18 protein-coding genes are annotated in these 22,494 nt (G+C 63.1%); 9 read left to right on the forward strand and 9 right to left on the reverse strand.

Annotated features, from left to right (window positions below):
- Positions 1-9: 9 nt before the first annotated feature.
- Positions 10-1,005 (reverse strand): 2-hydroxyacid dehydrogenase, encoded by a 996-nt coding sequence (locus CXP40_RS11915; protein ID WP_106733879.1) that lies wholly within the window; start codon positions 1,003-1,005, stop codon positions 10-12.
- Positions 1,006-1,014: 9 nt separating this feature from the next.
- Positions 1,015-3,765 carry a response regulator gene (locus CXP40_RS11920; protein ID WP_106733880.1) on the reverse strand — a complete coding sequence of 917 codons (2,751 nt, stop codon included), beginning with the start codon at positions 3,763-3,765 and terminating at the stop codon, positions 1,015-1,017.
- Between the two features lie 120 nt (positions 3,766-3,885).
- Here CXP40_RS11920 and CXP40_RS11925 point away from each other — a divergent pair, with 120 nt between their 5' ends.
- The 7 genes from CXP40_RS11925 (at position 3,886) to CXP40_RS11960 (ending at position 12,388) form a co-directional block, all read left to right on the forward strand.
- On the forward strand, positions 3,886-4,596 hold the full coding sequence (locus CXP40_RS11925; protein WP_106733881.1) for a response regulator transcription factor: 711 nt from the start codon (positions 3,886-3,888) through the stop codon (positions 4,594-4,596).
- Positions 4,593-5,930: a sensor histidine kinase gene (locus CXP40_RS11930; RefSeq protein ID WP_106733882.1), complete on the forward strand. Its 1,338-nt coding sequence runs from the start codon at positions 4,593-4,595 to the stop codon at positions 5,928-5,930. The genes CXP40_RS11925 and CXP40_RS11930 overlap by 4 nt, the downstream gene beginning before the upstream one ends.
- A gap of 98 nt (positions 5,931-6,028) precedes the next feature.
- Complete coding sequence (gene cysM / locus CXP40_RS11935; RefSeq protein ID WP_106733883.1) at positions 6,029-6,934, forward strand: cysteine synthase CysM; 906 nt, start codon at positions 6,029-6,031, stop codon at positions 6,932-6,934.
- The gene (gene rlmD / locus CXP40_RS11940) at positions 6,934-8,292 is read left to right on the forward strand and encodes a 23S rRNA (uracil(1939)-C(5))-methyltransferase RlmD (protein ID WP_106733884.1); all 1,359 of its coding nucleotides are present in this window, start codon (positions 6,934-6,936) and stop codon (positions 8,290-8,292) included. The genes cysM and rlmD overlap by 1 nt, the downstream gene beginning before the upstream one ends.
- A 134-nt stretch (positions 8,293-8,426) precedes the next feature.
- On the forward strand, positions 8,427-10,670 hold the full coding sequence (relA, locus tag CXP40_RS11945) for a GTP diphosphokinase (protein WP_099525263.1): 2,244 nt from the start codon (positions 8,427-8,429) through the stop codon (positions 10,668-10,670).
- Positions 10,671-10,824: 154 nt separating this feature from the next.
- Positions 10,825-11,655 carry a nucleoside triphosphate pyrophosphohydrolase gene (gene mazG / locus CXP40_RS11955; protein ID WP_106733885.1) on the forward strand — a complete coding sequence of 277 codons (831 nt, stop codon included), beginning with the start codon at positions 10,825-10,827 and terminating at the stop codon, positions 11,653-11,655.
- A 193-nt stretch (positions 11,656-11,848) separates the two neighbouring features.
- Entirely contained in the window at positions 11,849-12,388 is a 540-nt protein-coding gene (locus tag CXP40_RS11960) for a DUF2058 domain-containing protein (protein WP_106733886.1), read from the forward strand.
- 54 nt (positions 12,389-12,442) lie between these two features.
- Here CXP40_RS11960 and CXP40_RS11965 read toward each other — a convergent pair whose 3' ends face one another.
- Both CXP40_RS11965 and CXP40_RS11970 read right to left on the reverse strand, forming a co-directional pair.
- The gene (locus CXP40_RS11965; protein WP_106733887.1) at positions 12,443-12,715 is read right to left on the reverse strand and encodes a Rho-binding antiterminator; all 273 of its coding nucleotides are present in this window, start codon (positions 12,713-12,715) and stop codon (positions 12,443-12,445) included.
- 241 nt (positions 12,716-12,956) lie between these two features.
- Positions 12,957-14,204, reverse strand: coding sequence for an OprD family porin (locus tag CXP40_RS11970; protein ID WP_106733888.1), 1,248 nt, complete (start codon positions 14,202-14,204; stop codon positions 12,957-12,959).
- A 318-nt stretch (positions 14,205-14,522) separates the two neighbouring features.
- On the opposite strand from CXP40_RS11970, the gene CXP40_RS11975 reads away from it, so the two are divergent.
- Positions 14,523-15,662: a DUF5610 domain-containing protein gene (locus CXP40_RS11975; RefSeq protein WP_106733889.1), complete on the forward strand. Its 1,140-nt coding sequence runs from the start codon at positions 14,523-14,525 to the stop codon at positions 15,660-15,662.
- A 48-nt stretch (positions 15,663-15,710) separates the two neighbouring features.
- Positions 15,711-15,947, forward strand: a complete 237-nt coding sequence (locus CXP40_RS11980; protein WP_106733890.1) for a glutaredoxin family protein — start codon at positions 15,711-15,713, stop codon at positions 15,945-15,947.
- A gap of 195 nt (positions 15,948-16,142) precedes the next feature.
- Here CXP40_RS11980 and CXP40_RS11985 read toward each other — a convergent pair whose 3' ends face one another.
- From CXP40_RS11985 to CXP40_RS12005, 5 genes are all read right to left on the reverse strand, one after another.
- Positions 16,143-16,730 (reverse strand): ankyrin repeat domain-containing protein, encoded by a 588-nt coding sequence (locus tag CXP40_RS11985; protein ID WP_106733891.1) that lies wholly within the window; start codon positions 16,728-16,730, stop codon positions 16,143-16,145.
- 262 nt (positions 16,731-16,992) lie between these two features.
- Entirely contained in the window at positions 16,993-17,436 is a 444-nt protein-coding gene (locus tag CXP40_RS11990; protein WP_106733892.1) for a replication/maintenance protein RepL, read from the reverse strand.
- Positions 17,437-17,747: 311 nt separating this feature from the next.
- Positions 17,748-17,942, reverse strand: coding sequence for a toxin-antitoxin system protein (locus CXP40_RS11995; RefSeq protein ID WP_106733893.1), 195 nt, complete (start codon positions 17,940-17,942; stop codon positions 17,748-17,750).
- 14 nt (positions 17,943-17,956) lie between these two features.
- Complete coding sequence (locus tag CXP40_RS12000) at positions 17,957-20,275, reverse strand: hypothetical protein (protein ID WP_106733894.1); 2,319 nt, start codon at positions 20,273-20,275, stop codon at positions 17,957-17,959.
- Entirely contained in the window at positions 20,275-22,284 is a 2,010-nt protein-coding gene (locus CXP40_RS12005) for a hypothetical protein (protein ID WP_157831686.1), read from the reverse strand. The genes CXP40_RS12000 and CXP40_RS12005 overlap by 1 nt, the downstream gene beginning before the upstream one ends.
- Between the last annotated feature and the right edge of the window lie 210 nt (positions 22,285-22,494).

The raw sequence follows: 22,494 nt of genomic DNA on the forward strand, positions 1-22,494 counted from the left end.
GGCATGCTATCACGCGCCGGCCTTGACCTCATTGCTTGGCCGGCCGGCGAGCCAGGCGGCGATGTTGTCCAGGGTGGTGCGGGCGATGGCGTCGAGCGCTTCGTGGGTGAGAAAGGCCTGGTGCGCGGTGACGATGACGTTGGGGAAGCTCAGCAGGCGGGCCAGGGTGTCGTCCTGCAGCGGCAGGTCGGAGTGATCCTCGAAGAACAGCTCCGACTCTTCCTCGTAGACGTCCAGGCCCAGGTAGCCGAGCTGGCCGCTCTTCAGCGCTTCGATCAGTGCGGGAGCATCGACCAGGGCGCCGCGACCGGTGTTGATCAGCATGGCGCCGCGTTTCATCTGGGTCAGGCGTTCACGGTCGATCAGGTGGTAGCTGGCATCGGTCAGCGGGCAGTGCAGGCTGAGGATGTCGCTGCTGGCGATCACCTCGTCCAGCGGCGCCTGACGCGCGCCCAGGGTCTCGAGCCCGCTCAGCGGGAACGGGTCGTGAATCAGCACCTGGCAGCCGAAGCCATGCATGATGCGGGCGAAGACCTGGCCGATCTTGCCGCCGCCGACCACGCCGACGCGCTTGCCATGCAGGTCGAAGCCGGTCAGACCGTGCAGGGAAAAGTCCCCTTCGCGGGTGCGATTGAAGGCCCGGTGGGTACGTCGATTGAGGGCCATGACCAGGGCCACCGCGTGTTCGGCCACGGCGTGGGGCGAATAGGCCGGCACCCGCACGACCGGCAGGCCGAGACGCTGCGCCGCTGCCAGGTCGACATGGTTGTAGCCGGCCGAGCGCAGGGCGATCAGGCGCGTGCCATCAGCGGCCAATTGCTCCAGAACCGGGGCGGACAGGTCGTCATTGATGAAGGCGCAGACCACCTCGCTGCCTTTGGCCAATGCCACGCTGTCGGCGGTCAGGCGTGTTTCGTGGAACTGCAGATGCCAGTCGGGCGGGCAGTTTGCCGCGAGAAACGAGTCACGGTCATAGGGTTTGCTGCTGAACAGGCAGATGCGCATATGGGTTCCTCAAGCGCTTTGCGCGGCGGCTTCGCTCAGGCGCTCGATCGCTGCGTCCAGCTCGTCCAGGGCACGTTGTGCTTCGGGATCGTCCTGTTTGAGCAGGGTCTCGCTGCGCTGGCAGGCAGCGCGCAGCTGGGGCACGCCGCAGTAGCGGGTAGCGCCGTGCAGGCGGTGAACTCGCTCGATCAGCGTCGTGCGTTCACCACTAGCGCGCGCCTGGCGGATGGCCTGGCGGTCGCCGGGCAGGCCCGCCAGCAGCATGCTCAGCATATCGGCGGCGAGGTCGGGCTTGCCGGCTGCCAGACGCAGGCCTTCCTCGTTGTCGAGCACCTTGGGTTGCGACTGCGCAGGGGCGGGCGGGGCGGCCTTGTGCGTTGGCGGGTTGCGCAGGTTGAGGCCGGTCCACTTGAGCACCACCTGGGCCAACTGGCGGTCGTTGATCGGCTTGGTCAGGTAGTCGTCCATGCCGCTCTGCAGCAGGGCGCGCTTCTCATTGGCCAGGGCATGGGCGGTGAGGGCGATGATCGGCGTGGTGCTGCGGCCCTGTTCGCTTTCCCATTGGCGAATCACTTCGGTGGCTTCGCGTCCATCCATACCGGGCATCTGCACGTCCATGAACACCAGGTCGAAGCTGTCCTGCTGCACCGCTTCTATCGCCGCGTAGCCGCTGTCGACGGCAGTCACCTGGGCGCCAAGGTCATCGAGCAGGGTCTGCACCAGCAGCAGGTTCGCCGGGTTGTCGTCGACGCAGAGAATCTGTGGTCGGCGAGTATCGCTGATCACCACGGGCTCGCTGATCGGCCGTTGCGGGCTGACCAGTTCTATCAGCGCCTTGTGCAGCTTGCGAGTGCAAGGGGGCTTGGCCTGCAACTGGTTATAGGCGTCTGGCAGCGAGTCGTGGAACAGGCCCAGCTCGGTGGTCGGGCAGAGTACCAGCGCTTTGCAGCCGAGGCGGTCGAGGTCCCATATCCGTTGGCCGAGACTCTCGGGCGCGAGCTGGCTGGCGGTAATGCCCAGCACTGCCAGGCTCAGTGGGCGTTCGCGAGTGTGCTGGTTGTTCACCGCTTCGAAGAGCTGAGCGGGATCGGAGAAACTCTCCACCTCCAGGCCGCAGTCCTCAAGCTGGTGGGTCAGGGCCTGGCGCGCCAGTTCGTGACTTTCCAGCACGGCCACACGGCGCCCTTGAAAGGCTGCGCGCGGCAGATCTTCGGCATCGTCGCGTGCCTTGGGCAGGGTCAGGGTGATCCAGAATTCCGAGCCTTCGCCTGGCGTGCTGTCGACGCCGATCTCGCCGCCCATCTGCTCGATCAGGCGCTTGGAAATCACCAGACCAAGGCCGGTGCCGCCGGCCTGGCGGCTGAGCGAATTGTCGGCCTGGCTGAAAGCCTGGAACAGCGCGCGCAGGTCCTCATCCGACAGGCCAATGCCGGTGTCCATCACGCTGATGCGCAGCTGCGCGCTGTCGGCGCTCTCGTCCTCGACCATGGCGCGCATGACGATAGTGCCTTCGCGGGTGAACTTGATCGCGTTGCTGACCAGGTTGGTCAGTACCTGCTTCAGGCGCAGCGGGTCGCCGCGCAGGGCCAGCGGCGTGTCGCGGTAGATCAGGCTGACCAGCTCCAGCTGCTTTTCATGGGCTGCGGGGGCGAGGATGGTCAGGGTGTCCTGTAGCAGGTCACGCAGGTTGAAGGGGATGGATTCGAGCATCAGCTTGCCGGCTTCGATCTTGGAGAAGTCGAGCACCTCGTTGATGATGCCGAGCAGGCTGTCGGCGGACTTCTCGATGGTCGACAGATAGTCCTGCTGGCGCGGGCTGAGCTCGCTCTTCTGCAGTAGGTTGGTGAAGCCGAGAATGCCATTGAGCGGTGTGCGGATCTCGTGGCTCATGTTGGCCAGGAATTCGGACTTGATACGGCTGGCTTCCAGGGCCTCCTTGCGCGCGAAGTCCAGTTCGATGTTCTGGATCTCGATGGTCTCCAGGTTCTGGCGCACGTCTTCTGTGGCCTGCTCGATGCTGTGTTGCAATTCTTCCTGGGCGTTCTGCAGCGCCTCGGCCATGCGGTTGATGCCAGAGGCCAGCTCGTCCATTTCATGGCTGCCCAGCGGTGGCAGGCGGGTTTCCAGATGGCCGTCCTTGAGCTGTGCGACCCCGGCCTTGATCGCGCGCAGTGGGCCGTTGATGCTGCGGCTCATGCGCAGGGCGAGCAGGGCGGTGACGGCAAGGCCGCCGGCGATCAGCAGCAGGCTGGCGAACAAGCTGCGGTAGCCGCTGAGCAGTGTGCCCTGGTGTGAGAGCTCCAGTTCGACCCAGCCGAGCAACTCCAGTTGACCGTCTTCGGCGAGGGTGTCGTTGAGCACCAGATGCTGGTCGTAGACCGGCAGCAGAAAGCGCGTGGCATCCTGGCCACTGAGCAGGCTGACGCCCGGCTGGCCGCTGGGCGTGGGGTTGAGCATGCTGGGGCCGGCGTGCGCTAGGGAGGCGCGCTCAGGGGCAAGAAAACCGACCGCACGAACGTCCGGGTGCTCCAGCGCCTGCTGGGCGATACGCTCGAGCTTTTTCACGTCCTTCTGTTCCAGCGCCGGCGCCGCCAGGGGTGCCAGGTGTTCGACCAGCATCTCGCCGCGCTGCAGCAATTGAGTCTGCAAGCCCGATAGCTGCACCCAGGTGAAATAACCGCCCAGCACCAATGCCAGCAGGCTGGTGGGCAGCAGGGTGAGCAGCAGTACGCGCCCTTTGATGCTGAGATCCTTGAACACGACCTTCCTCCTTCGGAACATCTGGGCAGTGTAGCGATTCGGCGCGGCGGAATCTGTAGGTGAGAGATTAGCGTTTAGTAGATAGAATTGTTCGCATTCAATGTCTCCCGGTTGACCACCATGATGACCCGTACACCTACCTCGGCTCGCATCCTTGCCGTCGAGGATGACCCCTTGCTCGCCAGCCACGTGCAGTCGCACCTGATGAGCTGTGGGTTTGATGTGACCTTGAGTCACGATGGCAGCGAAGGTTTGCAGTTGGCCGAAAGCGAAGGCTTCGATCTGGTGCTGATGGACATCCTTCTGCCCGGGACCAATGGCCTGGAGGTGCTACAGCGTCTGCGCCAGCGCCGCAGCGTGCCGGTGCTGCTGATGTCGGCCCTGGGGGATGAGCAGAATCGCATCGCCGGGTTCAGCCAGGGTGCCGACGATTATCTGCCCAAGCCTTTCAGCCTCGGTGAACTCAGCGTGCGGGTCGAGGCGATTCTGCGTCGGGTCGCCTATGAGCGTCGCGAGCAGCACCTCGGCAGCGTCGACGGTGGCTTGCAGTTCGATGAAGGGCGAAGCGATGTCGCCTTCTCAGATACCTGGGTGGGCCTGACGCCCAGTGAGTACCGCGTGCTGGAGTTGCTCTGGCGGCATCGCGACGAGGCCCTGAGCAAGCCTTTCCTTTATCAGCAGGCATTGCGCCGTGCCTATTCCCAGCACGACCGTAGCCTGGATATGCACGTCAGCCACATCCGGCGCAAATTGCAGGCGGTCGGCTATGAGGCCACGCGGGTGAATACCGTCTGGGGCAAGGGCTACATCCTGACGCAGGCCGGGCCATGAGTCTGCCAGGACGCCATTCGCTGTTGTGGCGGCTGGCTGGTGCCCTGGCACTGTTCTGTCTGCTGCTGGTCAGCTTGCATGTGGATGTAGGGCGGATGTTGCTCGAGGCGACCTCCTATCTGCCAGAGTCGACCCGGCAGATCCTCAGAAATGAGGCGCGGCAGGCCGAAAAGTCATGGCGAGAGGGTGGGGCGCCTGGCGTCGATGCTTATCTACAGCACCTGCACGAGCGTGAGCGTGTCTGGGCCGCGGTGGTCGATGAGCACAAGCATTCGCTGGCCTCGCGACCACTGAGCGATGAAGAAGAGCAGCGCCTGGATTTCGTGCGCAAGCTGGATTTTCCCGTGGGCCGACCGGGCGGTACGCCGACCTTCTACGTGCCCTTCAGCGATGGAAAGACCCGCCTGGTCATGGCGTTGCCGCAGCACTTGAATCCGCGCAAGTACAACGAGCTGTGGGAGCTGCTCCTGCAACGGGTACTGCCGGCGGTCTTGGCCGTGGTCGTGGCACTGCTGCTTTATCGGCTGTTGATCGCCCCCTTGGCGATCCTTCGACGCCAGGCTGCCGCGCTGAGTGCTGGTGATCTGTCTGCCAGGCTTGGCCTACCGGTCACCGGGCGCAAGGACGAGTTGGGTGAGCTGGCGCGAAGCTTCGACCATATGGCGGAGCGCCTGCAGGGTACGGTCGCTTTTCAGCGTCAGTTGTTGCGCGACCTGTCTCATGAACTGCGCACGCCGCTGAGCCGCTTGCGTGTGGCCGGGGAGAACGAGGGTGACAACGTTGCACTGCGCCAGCGCCTGGCACGTGAAGTGGATGCCATGGAAAAACTGGTCGGCGATGCTCTGGAACTGGTCTGGCTGGACACGGAGCGACCGCAACTGCCCTGCGAAGAGGTGGATGTAATCCGGCTGTGGGATGTGCTGCGCGAGAACGCCGGCTTCGAAACCGGCTGGCCACTTGCGCGCATGCCCTGCGATCTGCCGGTAGGTTGCCGAGTGCGCGGCAATCTCAATGGCCTGGCGCAGGCGCTGGAAAACATCCTGCGCAATGCCATCCGGCATTCGCCGCACGACGGGTTGGTTCGCCTCGCTGGCCGGCAGGAAGGCGATCATTGGTTGCTGTGGATCGAGGATCAGGGGGCGGGTGTGGCAGAAAACGAGCTGGAGACCATCTTCCGTCCGTTTACCCGTCTCAGCACCGCCAGGCCGGGCGGCGACGGTTTCGGCCTGGGGCTGGCCATCGCCCGTAGCATGATCGAGACACAAGGCGGTCGCGTCTGGGCCGAGAACGGCAGGCATGGCTTGCGCGTATCGCTGCGCATGCCGGCGGCCTGATCACGCCGAACAGCCGCTGGTTACGTTCGCTGGGTGATGCCGCGGCGGGTTCGGCGTATCATGACGCCCCTTCGCGTCAGTCTGGATTCGAGCGACCCATGACCCTGCAATTTCCCACCATTGCCGACTGCATCGGTAATACCCCTCTGGTACGTCTGCAACGCCTGGGCGGTGACACCAGCAATACCTTGCTGGTCAAGCTGGAAGGCAACAACCCGGCCGGTTCGGTCAAGGATCGTCCGGCCTTGTCGATGATCAACCGCGCCGAGCTGCGCGGCGCCATCCAGCCCGGCGATACCCTGATCGAAGCCACCAGTGGCAACACCGGCATCGCCCTGGCCATGGCCGCGGCGATCAAGGGTTACAAGATGATCCTGATCATGCCGGACAACTCCACCGCCGAGCGCAAGTGGGCGATGACCGCTTATGGCGCCGAGCTGATCCTGGTCAGCAAGGAAGAGGGCATGGAAGGCGCGCGTGACCTGGCCGAGAAGCTGCAGGCCGAGGGCCGCGGCAAGGTGCTCGACCAGTTCGCCAACGGCGACAATCCCGAGGCGCACTACAGCGGTACCGGCCCCGAGATCTGGCGCCAGACCGGCGGGACCATCACCCACTTCATCAGCTCCATGGGGACCACCGGCACCATCATGGGCACCTCGCGCTACCTCAAGGAGCAGAACCCGGCGATCCAGATCGTCGGTCTGCAACCGCAGGAAGGCTCGGCCATTCCCGGCATTCGCCGCTGGCCCGAGGAATACCTGCCGAAGATCTATCAGGCCGAACGGGTCGATCAGGTGATGGACATGGGCCAGGCCGAGGCCGAGCACGTCATGCGGCGCCTGGCGCGGGAAGAGGGCATCTTCTGCGGCGTGTCTTCAGGTGGCTCGGTGGCCGGCATGCTGCGCCTCTCGCAGCAGCTGGAGAACGCGGTGCTGGTGGCGATCATCTGCGACCGTGGCGACCGTTACCTGTCCACCGGCGTTTACGAAGAACCGGCGCGCTGATGGCCAGACGCAGCTCCAACCTGCGCTTTCAGCCCAGCGGCGGCAGCCGTGCGGCGCAGGTGCCGGTCGGCAAGAAGCAGAAGCTGTCCATCGAGCGTCTGGCCGGTGACGGTCGCGGCATCGCCTTCGAAGGCGGACGTACCTGGTTCGTCAGTGGCGCACTGGCCGGCGAAGAAGTTGAGGCGCGGGTACTCGCTGCCCGCAGCCAGACCGTCGAGGCACGCGCCGAAAGGATCATCGCCGCCAGCAGCGAGCGCCGCGCGGCGCCCTGCGTGCACGCTGACCGTTGCGGCGGCTGCAACCTGCAGCACATGCCTCATGCCGATCAGTTGGCCCTGAAACAGCGCACGCTGGCCGAGCAGTTGTCACGCCTGGGCGGCGTGCAGCCAGACGAATGGGCGGCGCCGCTTGCCGGTCCTGAATTCGGCTACCGCCGTCGCGCGCGCATTGCCGTACGCTGGGATGCCAAGGCGCGTCAACTGCAGGTCGGCTTTCGTGCCGAGGCCAGTCAGGACATCGTCGCCATCGACGAATGCCCGGTGCTGGTACAGCCCTTGCAGCCTATTCTCACTGCGTTGCCGGCGCTGTTGCGCAGTCTGGAGAAGCCACAGGCAGTCGGACACGTGGAGCTGTTCAGCGGTACGGCCGAAGCGCTGCTGCTGCGCCACACTGCCGCTCTGGCGGAGGCTGATCTGAGTCGCCTGCGCGTGTTCTGCAGCGAGCATCGCGCGCAGCTGTGGCTGCAGGGCGAGGGGCAACCCCAGCCTGACGACCAGGCCGCTGAGCTGGGCTTCATGCTTGAGCGCTGGCAACTGCACTTGGCCTATCGGCCGGGTGACTTTGTGCAGGTCAATGGTCTGGTCAACGAGGCGATGGTCGCTCAGGCGCTAGACTGGTTGGCAGTGCAACCTGGCGAGCGGGTGCTGGATCTGTTCTGCGGCTTGGGTAATTTCGCCCTGCCGCTGGCGCGGCAGGCCGCTGAAGTGGTGGCTGTGGAGGGTGTCGAGGCGATGGTGCAGCGTGCCGCAGGCAACGCGCAAAACAATGGTTTGGACAACGCGCACTTTTTCCGTGCCGACCTGTCCAACCCGCTGGCTTGCGAGGCCTGGGCGCAGGGCGGTTTTACCGCGGTGCTGCTTGACCCGCCACGCGATGGTGCGTTGCAGGCGGTACGCGGGATGACGGAGTTGGGCGCACGGCGCCTGGTTTACGTCTCCTGCAACCCGACCACCCTGGCGCGCGATGCCGCCGAACTGGTGCAACAGGGGTATCGTTTGCGCCGTGCCGGGATTCTCGACATGTTCGCGCAGACCGCGCACGTCGAGGTGATGGCTTTATTCGAGAAACCCGAGGTCTAGGCCTCGGGCCAAAGCGGTACGTTCGGTACCGCAGGGATGCGCAGGACGCGCATTCTTTCAGTTAATCCGACCGGCTCAGAGAAGGCCGGCGACTGCTCGGTGCGACCTAAGCGCACCGTAGGGAAGGTAAGACGATGGTTCAGGTGAGAGCGCATCAGCCGGTCAACGATGACGGCAGCATCAATCTCGAGGCCTGGTTGGAGCATGTCACCCGCGTCGATCCGGCGCTGGATCGTCAGGCGCTGCAAGAAGCCTGCGAATTCGCCCGTGATCTGGAGCAACAGGCCAACACCAACCAGCACCACTGGAGCGAGGGCGCTTCGACATTCCGCGCCGGTCTCGACATCGCGGAAATCCTCGCCGATCTCAAGCTCGATCAGGATTCGCTGGTCGCCGCGGTCATCTATCGCGGCGTGCGCGAGGGCAAGATTACCCTGGCCGCGGTGCATCAGCGCTTCGGTCCGGTGGTGGCCAAGCTGATCGAAGGCGTGCTGCGCATGGCGGCGATCAGCGCCAGTATCAACCCGCGTGAATCGGTCGTGCTCGGCTCGCAGACGCAGGTGGAGAATCTGCGCAAGATGCTGGTGGCCATGGTCGACGACGTGCGCGTGGCGCTGATCAAGCTGGCCGAGCGCACCTGCGCCATCCGTGCGGTCAAGGAGGCTGACGAGGAAAAACGCCAGCGCGTGGCGCGCGAGGTGTTCGACATCTACGCGCCGCTAGCCCACCGCCTGGGTATCGGCCATATCAAGTGGGAGCTGGAGGATCTGTCCTTCCGCTACCTGGAGCCGGAGCAGTACAAGCAGATCGCCAAGCTGCTGCACGAGCGTCGCCTCGATCGCGAGCAGTACATCAACGACGCTATGGCGAATTTGCGTCAGGAGCTGGAAGCCACCGGCATCAAGCCCGACATCAGCGGTCGGGCGAAACACATCTATTCGATCTGGCGCAAGATGCAGCGCAAGGGCCTGCAGTTCAGCCAGATCTACGACGTGCGTGCGGTGCGCGTGCTAGTGCCGGAGGTGCGCGACTGCTACACCACCCTGGGTATCGTGCATACCCTGTGGCGGCATATTCCCAAGGAGTTCGACGACTACATCGCCAACCCCAAGGAAAACGGCTACCGCTCGCTGCACACCGCCGTGCTCGGCCCGGAAGGCAAGGTGCTGGAGGTGCAGATACGCACCCACGCCATGCACGAAGAGGCCGAGCTGGGCGTGTGCGCGCACTGGCGCTACAAGGGTACCGACGTCAAGTCCGGCTCCAACCACTATGAAGAGAAGATTTCCTGGCTGCGTCAGGTCATCGAGTGGCACGAAGAACTGGGCGATATCGGCGGCCTGGCCGAGCAGTTGCGTGTGGATATCGAGCCGGACCGGGTCTACGTCTTCACCCCTGACGGCCACGCCATCGACCTGCCCAAGGGCGCGACGCCGCTGGACTTCGCCTACCGCGTGCATACCGAGATCGGCCACAACTGCCGAGGCGCCAAGATCAACGGTCGTATCGTGCCGCTGACCTACAGCCTGCAGACCGGCGAGCAGGTGGAGATCATCACCAGCAAGCAGGGGTCGCCGAGCCGCGACTGGCTCAACCCCAACCTGGGTTATGTCACCACCAGTCGCGCGCGGGCGAAGATCGTCCACTGGTTCAAATTGCAGGATCGCGACCAGAACGTTGCCGCCGGCAAGCAGCTGCTCGAGCGCGAGCTGGCACGCATGGCCCTGGTTGGTGCGGACTTCGACAAGCTGGCCGAGAAGGCCAACCTGAAAACCGCCGAGGACCTGTTCGCTGCCCTGGGTGCTGGCGACGTGCGCCTGGCCCATGCGGTCAACCTGGCGCAGCAACTGGTCGAGCCGGAGCGCGGCAACGAGCAGTTGGAGCTGATCCCGCGCAAGGCGCAGGGCTTCAAGCCGGGCAAACGCGGCGACATCCAGATCCAGGGCGTCGGCAACCTGCTGACGCAGATGGCCGGCTGTTGCCAACCGTTGCCGGGCGATCCCATCGTCGGCTACATCACCCTCGGCCGTGGCGTCACCATTCACCGTCAGGATTGCCCAACGGCGCTGCAGCAGACGGCGCGCGAGCCGGAGCGGATGATTCAGGTGAGCTGGGGCCCGGTACCGGTGCAGACCTACCCGGTGGAAATCGTCATCAAGGCCTACGACCGCTCCGGTCTGCTGCGGGATGTCACCCAGGTGCTGCTCAACGAGAAGCTCAACGTACTGGCGGTCAACACGCGTTCGAACAAGGAGGACAACACTGCCTCCATGTCGATCACCGTGGAGATTCCAGGGCTCGATGCCCTGGGTCGTCTGCTGGCGCGTATCGGTCAGTTGCCCAATATCATTGAGGCGCGTCGCCACCGCGTATCTTAGGCTTCGTACGGAAAGTGCCTGCGCTCGGTGATGCTGCGTTGAAATCGCTCTCAGAATGCTCATTTACAACACGTAAACTGCGCTTCTTCGAGCGATTTCGCCTTGCCTGACCTTCGCTCGACGACTTTTCGTACAAACCCTAGCGAGAGCTTTCATGTATCGACTCGACGACCTGCTGCACCTGATGGCCCGTCTACGCGATCCGCAGCACGGCTGTCCGTGGGATCTGAAGCAGAGCTACGCGAGCATCGTGCCCTACACCCTGGAGGAGGCCTACGAGGTCGCTGATGCAATCGAGCGCAGCGACTTCGAACATCTGCCGGGCGAGCTCGGCGACCTGCTGTTTCAGGTGGTCTACTACAGCCAGCTGGCGCAGGAGGAGGGGCGTTTCGACTTCGCTCGGGTGGTCGATGGCATCACCAGCAAGCTGATTCGTCGCCACCCGCACGTGTTTCCCGACGGTGATCTGTACGGGGCGCCGGACGCCGCCAAGCTGGAGGAAGCTGCGGTCAAGCAGCGCTGGGAAGAGCTAAAGGCCGAGGAGCGCGCCGAAAAGGCCGCTGCACCCGAGCAGCTATCCCTGCTCGATGATGTACCGACGGCGCTGCCGGCGCTGTCGCGTGCGGCCAAGCTGCAGAAGCGTGCGGCCCAGGTCGGTTTCGATTGGCCCGACGCCTTGCCGGTGGTGGACAAGGTGCGTGAAGAGCTGGATGAAGTGCTCGAAGCCATGAGCGAGAACGATGCCGAGGCGGTTGCCGAGGAGATTGGTGATCTGCTGTTCGTCGTCACCAACCTGGCGCGACACTTGAAGGTGGACCCGGAAGCGGCATTGCGCGCGGCCAATGGCAAGTTCGAGCGGCGTTTTCGCTTTATCGAACAGAGCGTACGTGAAGCCGGGCGCAGCATGGACGGTTGCTCGCTTGAGGAGCTGGACGCCCTGTGGGGCGAGGCGAAGAAGCTGGAGAAGCAGTCGCCTGGCTGTTGAACCCTATAGACGGCGGCGTTCCGATTTATCCGCGAAGCCTTTGCTGTCCGCCTTTCGCGGCTGAAGCGGTTCGCCGTCCGGTCGCTCCTAAAGGCTGGAGCCGCCGCTGCTTAGCCCTTATGCTGGGCGCCTTGGACTGGCAGCGCGAATCTGCGTCGCTGCCGCAACTGAATCATGTTCGGGATCTTTAGTCATGGGTCTTTCCCTGCGCGACCAGCTGCTCAAAGCCGGCCTGGTCAATGAAAAACAGGCCAAGCAGGCTGGCAAGCAACAGCAAAAGCAGAAGCGTCTGGTGCAAAAAGGCCAGGCCGAACTGGATGACAGCACACGCCAGGCCGCGCTGCAGGCGCAAGCCGAAAAGGCCGCACGTGATCAGGAGCTGAATCGTCAGCAGCAGGAAAAAGCCGAGCAGAAAGCCCGCACAGCGCAGGTCAAGCAACTGATCGAGCTTTCACGCCTGCCCAAACTCGATGGCGATGATTACTACAACTTCGTCGATGACAAGAAGGTCAAGCGCCTGCCGGTCAACACCATGGTGCGCAACAAGCTGTCCAACGGCTGGCTGGCCATCGTCCGACATGGCGGTGGTTACGAGATCATCCCGCGCGAGGCCGCGCTGAAGATTCAGGAACGTGATGCTTCGCGTATCGTCCTGCTCAACACCCATGTCGAAGAGCCGGATGCCGATGATCCTTACGCGGCCTATCAGATTCCCGATGATCTGATGTGGTAATACCGCATCACAGGACGCCGTAGGGTGCGCCGTGCGCACCGCGATGCCATGCGATCAGCAGCGATTGCCGCTCAACAGCACCCGACCAAAGCTGGCGCCAGCATCCTGTGGGGTGATCGCCAGCAGGCGGTCCATGCGCAGGCGTTGCTCGCCGTCGGCTGTATGCACCAGCAGAAACTCTTCCTTGCTCGCCGTGGTTTCGGTGGACAGGGCCTGGCCCAGTAGGTGAGAGCCGTCGACCAGTTCGATATCCAGTTTATAGCGGTGCATGCAGGCGATCTCCAGATAGTCGTAGAGATCACAGGCCAAGGGCTGGTAGTTGTCCATCGAGGACGTCCTCCGTGGTCAGGCCAACCTGGAATGAAATAGTCGTCATTCCCGCGCAGGCGGGAAACCAGAATCCCGCAGTACCTGGACTCCCGCCTTCGCGGGAGTGACGGTGTAGAGCTTTGAGCGTTTCCCTGGTCGAGAAAGGTTCAGGCAGCTTGCACTTCTCCAGTTTCGATAAAAACAAAAAACGCCGCAACCCGATACCGGTGTTGCGGCGTTTTCGTTTCGCGGATGCGCCTTACATCAACGGAATGGTATAGCTGACGATCAGACGGTTCTCGTCCAGGTCGCCGATGCTCGCGTTGGAACGCACCATCGCGTTACGCCAGCGCACGCCGAGGTTCTTCAGCGGGCCCTGCTGAATGATGTAGCTGATATCGACGTCGCGTTCCCATTCCTTGCCGCTCGCCCCACCCACACCGTCGAAGCCGTCACCGGTGACGTAGCGGACGAAGGCGGTCAGACCCGGAATGCCGTAGCTGGCGAAGTTGACGTCATAACGTGCTTGCCAGGATTTCTCGTCCTTACGGGTGAAGTCGAGAATCTGGATGTAGTTGACGATGTACGGATCGGTTTCGGTCAGGAAGGGGAAGGCGTTGTCGCCGCCGACCTTCTGGTAACCCACGCGGAAAGTGTGTGCGCCAATGCCGGCCCAGAGATTGACCGAGGTCAGGTCGTTGTCCAGCTTGCCGCCGAGTTTGCGACCGTTATCCTGGGAGTCGAAGTAGGCCAGGTTGGCGCCCAGTTTCCAGTCGCCGATCGGCTGCACATGGATCAGGTTGTACAGCTTCTGGTCGTAGATATCCTCCAGCTCGCCATACCACACGCCAACGGTGGTGTTGCCGCCGTTGAACTTGTAGTCGCCGCCGGCGAAGTTGTAGCGGTCGCTCTCACCGGCCACGTTGGTGGCGGTGATGTCGACCCGGTCGGTGGAGGCGCGCTGGTTCACTTCACGCAGTTGGCCGCCGTTGAGGGTCAGGCCGTCGATTTCCTGCGAGGTGATCATGCCGCCGGTGAACACCTGTGGCAGCAGGCGCGAGTCACCGGAGGAGACGATGGGCAGCTTGGGCATCAGTCCGCCGACCCTGCCGACGGTCTTGGAGATGCGTGCCTTGACCGCGCCGCTGAACTCGGAATATTCGTCCGGTCCCTCGTTGCCGAAGCCGTTGGGCAGCAGGCCGGTTCCGGCGCGCTCGTCAGATGAGTCGAGTTTCAGGCCCAGGCCCGCATAGGCGTCCAGGCCAAAGCCGACGGTGCCCTCGGTAAAGCCGGACTCGGCCTTGAGGATAAAGCCCTGTGCCCATTCCTCGCGCTTGGACTGCTGCGCGGCAGTGGTGTCGCGCAGGTCCCGATTCATATAGAAGTTGCGCAGCTCCAGAGAGGCTTTGCTGTCACCGATGAAGTCAGCCTGTGCCAGGCTTGGCAGGCTCAGGCTGGCGCCCAGCGTGGCGAGGGCCACGGCACGGGCGAGGGGAGTTTTACTCATTATTGTTGTCTCCTCGTTGTTATAAGCAGGTTGGCCACGAAGTGACCAGCCAGTTACGGCGCGACGAAATAAAGCATTTCGCCTGCGAGTCGACTGTAAGACTTTAGTCTGTCGAGCCTTGAGTGGAGCCGGAGCGTAAACAGCCGTGGGCTCTAGGTCGTGCTTGTCAGGGATTTTCGGCGGCTGGCCATCGATCGGGAAAATTTCGCTGGAGCACAATCGAGCTGAGAAAAATCGACAACCGTTGGTCGATAAAGGTTAAAGCTTGCCTTTTAACGGCCGTTAAGTTCGGCAGATAACTTGTTCGGGTGCCCAGTCATGAATCCTTTGAGCTCACTGAATTCCGCCGCTTCCCGCGCTGCGCAAGCCAGCCAGTCCATGGCGGCGCGCAGCAATAGCGCCGATGCCCAAGCCACCTTGGCCAATCGCCTCGCCGAGAAGCTCGGTGTGCCGGCCGGCTCGTTGTCCGGAACGCGTGATGACTACACCCCGGAGAAAGTGGCTGGGCGGATTCTGGGTTTTATCGAGCAACGCCTGCAAAGCGAGGCCGCTGCAGGCGCTGATCCGGCCAAGCTGGACAAGCTGTTGTCCCAGGCGCGTGATGGCGTCGAGAAGGGTTTTGCTGAGGCACGCAAGATTCTCGATGGCATGGGCGTGCTCAAGGGGCAGGTGGCTAGCGATATCGACGATACCTACAAGCGTATTCAGGATGGCTTCGGCGATCTCGACAAGCGTTTCGGCAGCGCCGCCCCTGGCGCCTCGGGCCAGGTGGCGATGGCGGGTTACAGTGAGCGCTTCAGCGCGCTGGCGGAGACCTTCGATTTGTCCGTCACTACTCGCGATGGTGACCGCCTGCGCATTTCCGTGGCGCAGGCTTCCGCCAGCTGGTCGCAGAGCAGTTTTGCCGCCTCCAGCGATGGTAAGTCCACCAGTGTGGTGGGCAGCAGCCAGTCTGGCAGCATGCGTATCGGCGGCTGGCAGGTGGATGTCGAAGGTGAGTTGGACGACGACGAGATCAAGGCGTTGGAGAAGCTCTTCAGCCAGGTTCAGGATCTCTCCGACAAGTTCTACGCCGGTGACCTGGCAGGCGCCTTCGATCGCGCTATGGCGCTGGATATGGATGGTGAGCAATTGGCTTCGATGTCGCTACGCCTGACGCAGACCACCGTGCGTCAGGCCACCGATGCTTATGGCGCCGTGGCCGGGCAGGGCGCCAGTGCGGTCAATGCGGGGCTGCAGGAATATGCCCAGGGCCTGCTCGATGCGCTGCGCAGTGCCGGTGATCTGGCGCAGGACGCTGGCGGTATGCTCAAGGAACTGCTCAAGGGTGGCTTCTCGCTCGACGAGCGCTTCGACCTGCCTCGCCTGGAAAAGGCCGACAGCCTCAACCGCAGTCTGCTCGACGGTTTGCAGTCGCTGCTCGCCGGTCAGGCGGGCAAGGTCGGCGACGCGAGCTGATCCAGCCCAGTGCTAAACTGCGCACCTTGCTGATAGTGAGGTGCGCTCATGACGCCTGAATGCCAACTTTTCGGAACCCTGGGCTGCCATCTTTGCGAGGTGGCCGAGGCGTTGCTCATGCCATTCGTCGAGAATGGCTTGTTGGTCGAGTTGATCGACATTGCCGAGCATGAGGGGATGGTCGAGCAATACGGATTGCGTATTCCGGTATTGCGCCGTTGCGATAATGGCCGCGAGTTGAACTGGCCATTCGATGCCGAGCAGGTGGTGGCCTTTCTGAGTTGAGAGAGTCAGTTCGACAAAACGCAGCCAATAAAAAACCCGCCGATTAAGGCGGGTTTTTGATTTGGTCGAGAGACAGGGATCGAACCTGTATCCTATCGGCTTGTTTTTAAAGGCTTCTCGTTAGTTCTATTTTTTCAGGGATACAGGAGGGGATACATTGTGTCCGTTCCTAGCCCACTTCAGGGGGGGAATCGGCTATCGGTTTCGCCCTAATTCCGTGGCGGTGCGGGCACCGAACTCCCGCAACAGGAACAGGTAGTCTGGGCGCCGCGCACCATGCTTGACCGCGCAGCGATCGAGGTAGAGAAGCCAGGCATCTTCGCTGGCTTTGTCGGCGGCGGTTGGCGTGTCCGGTGGCATCAGCGATCCCTGGAGCCCGAAGGGCTCATCCCAGGTGCTGTAGCGGTAATCGAACTCGGCCCAGTCATACAGGGTTTCGCCAGGGCCCGAGCCGGGCATGCTGTTTGGTTCTGCCCCGCCTTCTAGCAGGACGCGCATCAACTCGATGTTCTTGGCGAGCATGGCGGTGTGCAAGGCGGTCATGCCTTCATCACCCGGACGGTTGGGATCACCACCAAGCTGCAGGAGAAGGTGCAGTATGTCGGCGGCGAACGCTGGTACCGAGTCGGGGAGGGTGAGTGCGGAAACGACACGACCAAGCAGGGGTTCCCCGTCATCCAGCGCATTCAAATCCGCGCCGGCCTGGGCCAGCTGTCGCACCTGCTCGAAGTCGCCGGCGGTCGCCGCGTCCAGTAGTTCCCGAGTGGTGGTGTCATTCGCCATGCTGCCCTCCTGGGTTCCTGAGCACGGTAGCTGCGGGAGGTGATCGGCTCAAGGCGGCTGGCGGAATTGACGGCCGCTGGTGTCGGGCGTACAACGCAGGGGAGGCTGGTGATTGGGGGCTCACCTAGAGGGCGTTTCGGCGCACCAGGCGTCCCACAGGAACGCCGGCCTTGGAGCCCCGGTATTGGCCGATGTCGATCTCTGACCATCTTCCCGATGGTCATCTCGCGCGGAGAGACTGCCGGGGATTCTTTTTGCCTACCTACTTACCTTCGCCCATCCGCACCAGCAGACGCTCCAGCCGATTCATTCGAGCGTTCAATTCTCCATTCGCCTGCGCAGCCTGATGCCCCAGTTCGATTGAGGCTGCCTGCATCATGGCGCTGGCCTGCAAAGACGCAAGCATCCGATCCTCTTTCGGTGTCAGGATCAACACGTGATCGCCTATTTCGATGTTCACAGTCCCGTCTGGGAGTAGCGACTTGGTCATGGGGCGCGCTGGCGGATGCTGGTCGGCCGGAATAAAGACGCCCTTGTTGACCCGGATGACCATCAGGTCCTCGATAAGCGCCTTCAGCCGATCATCGACGATGGCGAGTTTCAGCCCCGTGAACTCGGCCAGCGTTTCGCGCGTGACGATTTGCTCTTGAGCATGCAGATCCTGAACAGCCTGCAGCACTACCCGTGTGGATGATCGACTAGGCATGCTCTACCTCCCGTGCGGTGATCTGATTAGGTGTCCAGCTGACCTTCTGAAATGGCCAGGACGTTAGGTTTTGTTAGGTTCGCCATGTCATCGGACATGGCGCTTTCTGTGCGTACCTTGCTGCGTACCCAGGTTCGCGTACCGTCCAATACTTCAGGTTTTATCAGGTTCGTTCCCGTGGATACCGGAGTGGATACGCCCGCTTTTAGGGGCTGGCAAAATTCACAACGTCCCACTGCTTCTGCTTGAAACGGAAGAAGTCCGGACGCACTCCCTCGCGCGCACGCGCGTACTGTGCGCAAAACTCGGCATCAGGCGCATTCACGTTGCATCTTCTCCTCGATCGCCTGGCGCACGAACTCCGAGCGATTACCTTGGCCAGGGCGACGCTCTCTGATGGCTTCGACGAACTGATCCAGCTTCTCGATGGTGTGCTTTTCGATGCACACGATCATGCGGATCTTGGGGGCTCCGCCGAAGTTGCGGTTTACACGGGATGCGCTCATATCGATACCCTCGCTCAGTTCTTGGCGTTAATTTCCCAGCCGCCGGACGTGCCTCGGGCGATCAGGTAGTCGCCCTGAGCCAGCCCGGCTTTGTTCAGTGCGTTCCGAGCCTGCAGCTGGTTCTGGTAGTTGGCGGCCGTAACCTCCTGCTCTTTCTTCGCCAGGTAAAGCGCACGCCGCACGGCTACCTGCGTGGCGCCCGTTTCCTTGGCGATAGCGCCGATATCTGGCTCGACGCCGGCGGCGAGCTGCTGGCGTACTGCCGGTAGCAGCGAGTTGATGGTTGGTCTGGCGCTGCGTTCGGTATTGGCTTGTACGGTACCGGCGCCAGCGCCGCCAGTGATCAGCAACGGCGGCGGTAGTGCCTGACCAGCACGCGCTGCCGCTTCTTGTGCGGTGGCCAGTCCGCCTGGTTGCGTGAGCACATCCGCCACCGCTCGATCTGAACCAGAGCGAAGCGAGTCGCGCACGCTGCGACCGGCTTTGTTGATGAACTGAGAGAACAGGCTGCCGACAGGAGTACCGGCCAAGGCGCTGAGCACCAAGTCACCGCCAAGGCCATCGGCATCCGCCATTTCGGCTGCACGGCGCGCTGTAGCGCTGTTGCCCAGGCTGCGCCCGGCCGTAGTGGACGCGCTCACCTCGAAATCCAGCAGATCGCTCCAGCGCTGGCGGGCAGCGTCGTCCGGCAGCATGGCCGCCACCTTGGCGCGCATTTCCTTGCTGCGCAGGTATTTGGTTACGTCGGCCATCTTCGCTGGGTCGTTGCCCATCTTGTTGACGATCGCCGACACAGCGCCGATGCGGAAACCCTCAAGCTCTGAAGCACTCAGCCGCCCCAGGTTGGCAGCAAGCTCCTCGGCACTGATGTTCCGGCTCAGGATGGTACGGCCACTGTCCACCGCATCAATGTACTGACTCGGCCCCGCCCAGGCTGCCCGGGCCTGGCGATAGGTCGGGCTGGCGGCATCCATCATGTCGATCAGCTTGGTGCGGATGCCCTTGATGACACGGGCCTCGCTGTAGTCACCGGCGCGCTCGAGCGTGCCGACCTTGGAATCGAGGGTCTTCTTGATGAAGTCCAGATCGCCGGTACTCGGCACGCTTTGCCGGGTGAAGGTGCCATCTTCCTTCAGGTCGATGAATCTGCCGTAGAACTCCCGACCTTCATTGCCGGCGCGGCGTTCGGCAGCCCGATAGGCCTCCTGCATGACCGGCCGCTTGAACAAGTCTTCGAGCTCATGCGTCCACGGTACCGGTTCCTGATAGGCCTTGGCATACAGCGGCTGAGCGTCTCGGGCCCGCTGCGCCATCGCCTCTTCCACTGCCTGAAAGGCGCTGCGCTGGCTGCCAGTGGCGCGGCCAAGATCTTCGGCTGCACGGCTGAAGCTGTCACGCTCGCTTTTGGTCAGATCCTGTAGCGCCTCGGTGATTCGCTGCGGCTGGGCTTGCTGCCGCTCGGTCAGCGCCGGGATGACCTGCGAGCGGCCAGCGCCTGGCGTCTGTGCCACGCGCTCCAGCAGACCCTGAATGTTCTCCCCACCGGCGTCAGCGGGCATGGCGGCGCCAGGGTAGCGCTGCTGCAGCTCATCCGCCTGGCGGCGGAACTGGTCAATGGTCATGCCGTCACGCTCAAGGGCGCGCTCTACCTGATGCACAGCAGAGCGCTCAGGAGAGCGCAGGGCGCCGACTGCAGCACGGCCGGCACCGAGCACCGCGGGCACTCCAGCACCGACCGCGGCACCCAGTGCAGCACCCTCAGCCGCCGCCGGAGCTCGCTCCAGCAGGTCGCCTTCTGCCGATCCCAGCCCGTACAGGCCGCCATATCCGGCGCCAATGGCGGCGCCTTCTCCGACAGCCTGCTTCAGGCTGGGCGCAATTGGTGCTGCAGCAGCTTGCGATGCAGCGCGCGACAAAGGGCCAGCAGCAGCCTTGCCAGCAGACGGCAGCAGAGAGGCGCCGCCAGTGGCCACCATGGGCAGCAGACCGCCAGTAACGCCGCCCAGCGCACTGACCGCCGGGTTCTGTTCTCGAGCCTGACGATCAAGCGCGCGCTCGCCTTCGACATTCAGATCGTAGCGTTCCCGCCAGGTGTCGCCATCGTTGCCGGTACCCAGGATCGGATTGAGTGCGGCCGAGGCGGCACTGCTGATCTCATCGGCAAAGCCGAAGGTCAACCCGTCGTTGATCCCTCGAAGCAACGACCGACCGGCACCGATACCGCCCCCAGCGTCCTGCTGGGCTGCAGGTTGTTCGATGGGCGCGTGCTCCCACGCGGACTGGCCTTGCCCGCCTCCGCCACCGACCACAGGGGCATCCTTCCAGCTCGCCATTACGGTTTCCTCCGGGTGGTGCCATCGGGGGCGACGAACAGCGAACCAGAAGGGAGCGCTTCATAGTCGCTGTCTGTCTCGATCGCTACTGGCCGCCCGGCGGGCGTGTTGCGCGACTGAGTAACCGCGGCATCCTCGGTACCAAGCACCGCATTCACATCCAGCGGGTCAGCCCCTTGCGCCGCCCGGCGATTGTTGATGATGCCCTGGCGAATACCCATCGCCCGATCATTCAGCGCCCGGATCTCTGCCAGTCGCTGCCTGACCAGTTCGGGGCTCTTCAAATTGGTCACCAGCTCATTCCAGGCGCGCTGGGCGTCGCCTTCGGTCTGGACGCCCGTATTCAGGCGAAGGCTTTCGTTGCGCAGCTTTTCCAGAGTGCTGTTGAGGCTGGCATAGTTCCGAGCGTTCTGATCGCCAGCGCCAATGGCATTCAGGGCTGCGCTCTTGGCGTTCGTGATCAGGCCCAGATCCAGCTCGCCATTGGCGATCTGGTTGTCGATCCTGGCCAGCTCGCTGTTCATGGTGCGAGCACTGCCGATGGCGGAAATATCATCGTCCTCGAGCCGCTGAACGCTGGCAGACATCTGGGCGGGCTTGTTCGACGCGGTACCTTGTAATGCCGAGTACGCCTGGCGCGCCATCAGCCGATCACTTTCGCTGACATTCGGATCAGCGATCATTGCACGTAGACGGTTCACCCGCTGCGCATCTTCGGCGGACAGTCGGCCTTCCTCGATCTGCTGCTGCAGGCGCTGCTGGTTGAGCTGCTCGGTACCCATGCGCTGCGTGTCGACGTTGCGGCGCAGATCTGCATCGGCGTTTTCCCTTCTGGCCTGCTGTCGCATCAGCTCCGTATTGGCCTGTCGTTCCTCCATACGGGCTCTCTGCCGATCGGCCAAGGTCGGCGTGCGAGAGCTATCGGGAATGATCGTTACCCGCGGGCCGGTACCCGACTGCCGCAGCGCAGCAGCGCGGATATCGTTTGCCCTGCCGAACCGCTCCAGCGCCATCTGTGCGTCACCTGGCTCACCTACTGAGAGCCCACCACCAACGCCGTCGCCGATACGGCTCATGCCGCCGGCAGGCATTGCTCCAGCACCAGCAAGGGCGGAAGGATCATTGCTGAACTCAGGAGCACCATTTGCACCCAGCCTCATGGCGATGCCGTTGCCTGCGTTGACCCAGCTGTTCCCCGGCTGTTGGCCAGCCTGGCGTGGCGCAGTCGAACCGTTTTCGTCTTGAGTGCGGGCGGCTCCCTCTACTGCGCCGGCTGGGCTGTCAGGTGGTGCCTCCTGCGCAGGGGATGGCCGGTTCGCGCTCATTGCCGCCCCCTTGTAGCCGGGCAGACCAAAGCGCCCGCCAGATGCTGGAGATCCGGCGCTATCGCGAGGGCCGATAACCGGTTGCTCAAACTGGGCCTGCATGCGTTCGGCTCGCGCCGGATCACCTGCGATACCCGCAGCCCGCTGCGCCGCCGGCGTATTGGTGATATCGAAGCTGGTTTGTTTCGGCTTCTGCTCGTCGTCGACCAGGCCGCCATCTGCGAAGAAGTGCCGCGGCTCCTCTCGTGCACCACCCTTTGCGGCTGCCAGCATCGCCTTGTTCAGACCGAAGCCGGCGGGCTTGTGGGTGGTCTCCTTCACCTGATCGAGCAGGGCTGCGCCAATGGCGTGCACCTGCTCTGGCGGTAGCTCGTACTCGCCATTGCTGACCGCCACCGGCACCTGTTTGCGTGGGATGCCGAGGCGCGGCTGCTCGCGTGGCGGCTCCTTGGGGTTGCCACCATAGCCCGGGATGCCGAAGCCGAGTTTCTTCGTGGTGTCGGCCGGCAGAATGTAGGTTCCAGCCGATACCTCCTTCTCGATGGAGTCAGAGGTGCCGGTACCAGGGCCGACGATCAGGCCACCACTGGCCGCGTGCTTGCGTTTGGGAAGTCCGTACATGAGAGCCCCTCCTTGCGGGATAGGCTCATTCTTCCTGTACTGAAAATGATGACAAAACCCCACAGGGGGTTAGGCATACAAATCGTGGCGGACGCTAGTTTTTATTGGCAGGGCAATGACAGGTTTTGACAGGTCTTCCTACGGGGCGATGAGGTGCGCCAGCGCTGTCGAATGTAAACTTTTGACTACCCCGCCAGGGCAGCATTCAGCCAGAGAATGTGAGGTTTTGTGAGGTCCTGGCTATGAGAAAGGACGGAGTTTCGAGAGCAATAC

Source organism: Pseudomonas sp. YY-1 (genome assembly GCF_002843095.1).
Taxonomy (GTDB): domain Bacteria; phylum Pseudomonadota; class Gammaproteobacteria; order Pseudomonadales; family Pseudomonadaceae; genus Aquipseudomonas; species Aquipseudomonas sediminis_A.

Bases quoted from the DNA above. Each gene is read 5' to 3' on its own strand.
- relA (WP_099525263.1), top strand. From the start codon at position 8,427: ATGGTTCAGGTGAGAGCGCATCAGCCGGTCAACGATGACGGCAGCATC.
- CXP40_RS11915 (WP_106733879.1), bottom strand. From the start codon at position 1,005: ATGCGCATCTGCCTGTTCAGCAGCAAACCCTATGACCGTGACTCGTTT.
- CXP40_RS11995 (WP_106733893.1), bottom strand. From the start codon at position 17,942: ATGAGCGCATCCCGTGTAAACCGCAACTTCGGCGGAGCCCCCAAGATC.
- CXP40_RS11990 (WP_106733892.1), bottom strand. From the start codon at position 17,436: ATGCCTAGTCGATCATCCACACGGGTAGTGCTGCAGGCTGTTCAGGAT.
- CXP40_RS11970 (WP_106733888.1), bottom strand. From the start codon at position 14,204: ATGAGTAAAACTCCCCTCGCCCGTGCCGTGGCCCTCGCCACGCTGGGC.
- CXP40_RS11980 (WP_106733890.1), top strand. From the start codon at position 15,711: ATGACGCCTGAATGCCAACTTTTCGGAACCCTGGGCTGCCATCTTTGC.
- CXP40_RS12000 (WP_106733894.1), bottom strand. From the start codon at position 20,275: ATGGCGAGCTGGAAGGATGCCCCTGTGGTCGGTGGCGGAGGCGGGCAA.
- mazG (WP_106733885.1), top strand. From the start codon at position 10,825: ATGTATCGACTCGACGACCTGCTGCACCTGATGGCCCGTCTACGCGAT.
- CXP40_RS11930 (WP_106733882.1), top strand. From the start codon at position 4,593: ATGAGTCTGCCAGGACGCCATTCGCTGTTGTGGCGGCTGGCTGGTGCC.
- CXP40_RS11960 (WP_106733886.1), top strand. From the start codon at position 11,849: ATGGGTCTTTCCCTGCGCGACCAGCTGCTCAAAGCCGGCCTGGTCAAT.
- CXP40_RS11975 (WP_106733889.1), top strand. From the start codon at position 14,523: ATGAATCCTTTGAGCTCACTGAATTCCGCCGCTTCCCGCGCTGCGCAA.
- CXP40_RS11925 (WP_106733881.1), top strand. From the start codon at position 3,886: ATGATGACCCGTACACCTACCTCGGCTCGCATCCTTGCCGTCGAGGAT.
- CXP40_RS11965 (WP_106733887.1), bottom strand. From the start codon at position 12,715: ATGGACAACTACCAGCCCTTGGCCTGTGATCTCTACGACTATCTGGAG.
- cysM (WP_106733883.1), top strand. From the start codon at position 6,029: ATGACCCTGCAATTTCCCACCATTGCCGACTGCATCGGTAATACCCCT.
- rlmD (WP_106733884.1), top strand. From the start codon at position 6,934: ATGGCCAGACGCAGCTCCAACCTGCGCTTTCAGCCCAGCGGCGGCAGC.
- CXP40_RS11985 (WP_106733891.1), bottom strand. From the start codon at position 16,730: ATGGCGAATGACACCACCACTCGGGAACTACTGGACGCGGCGACCGCC.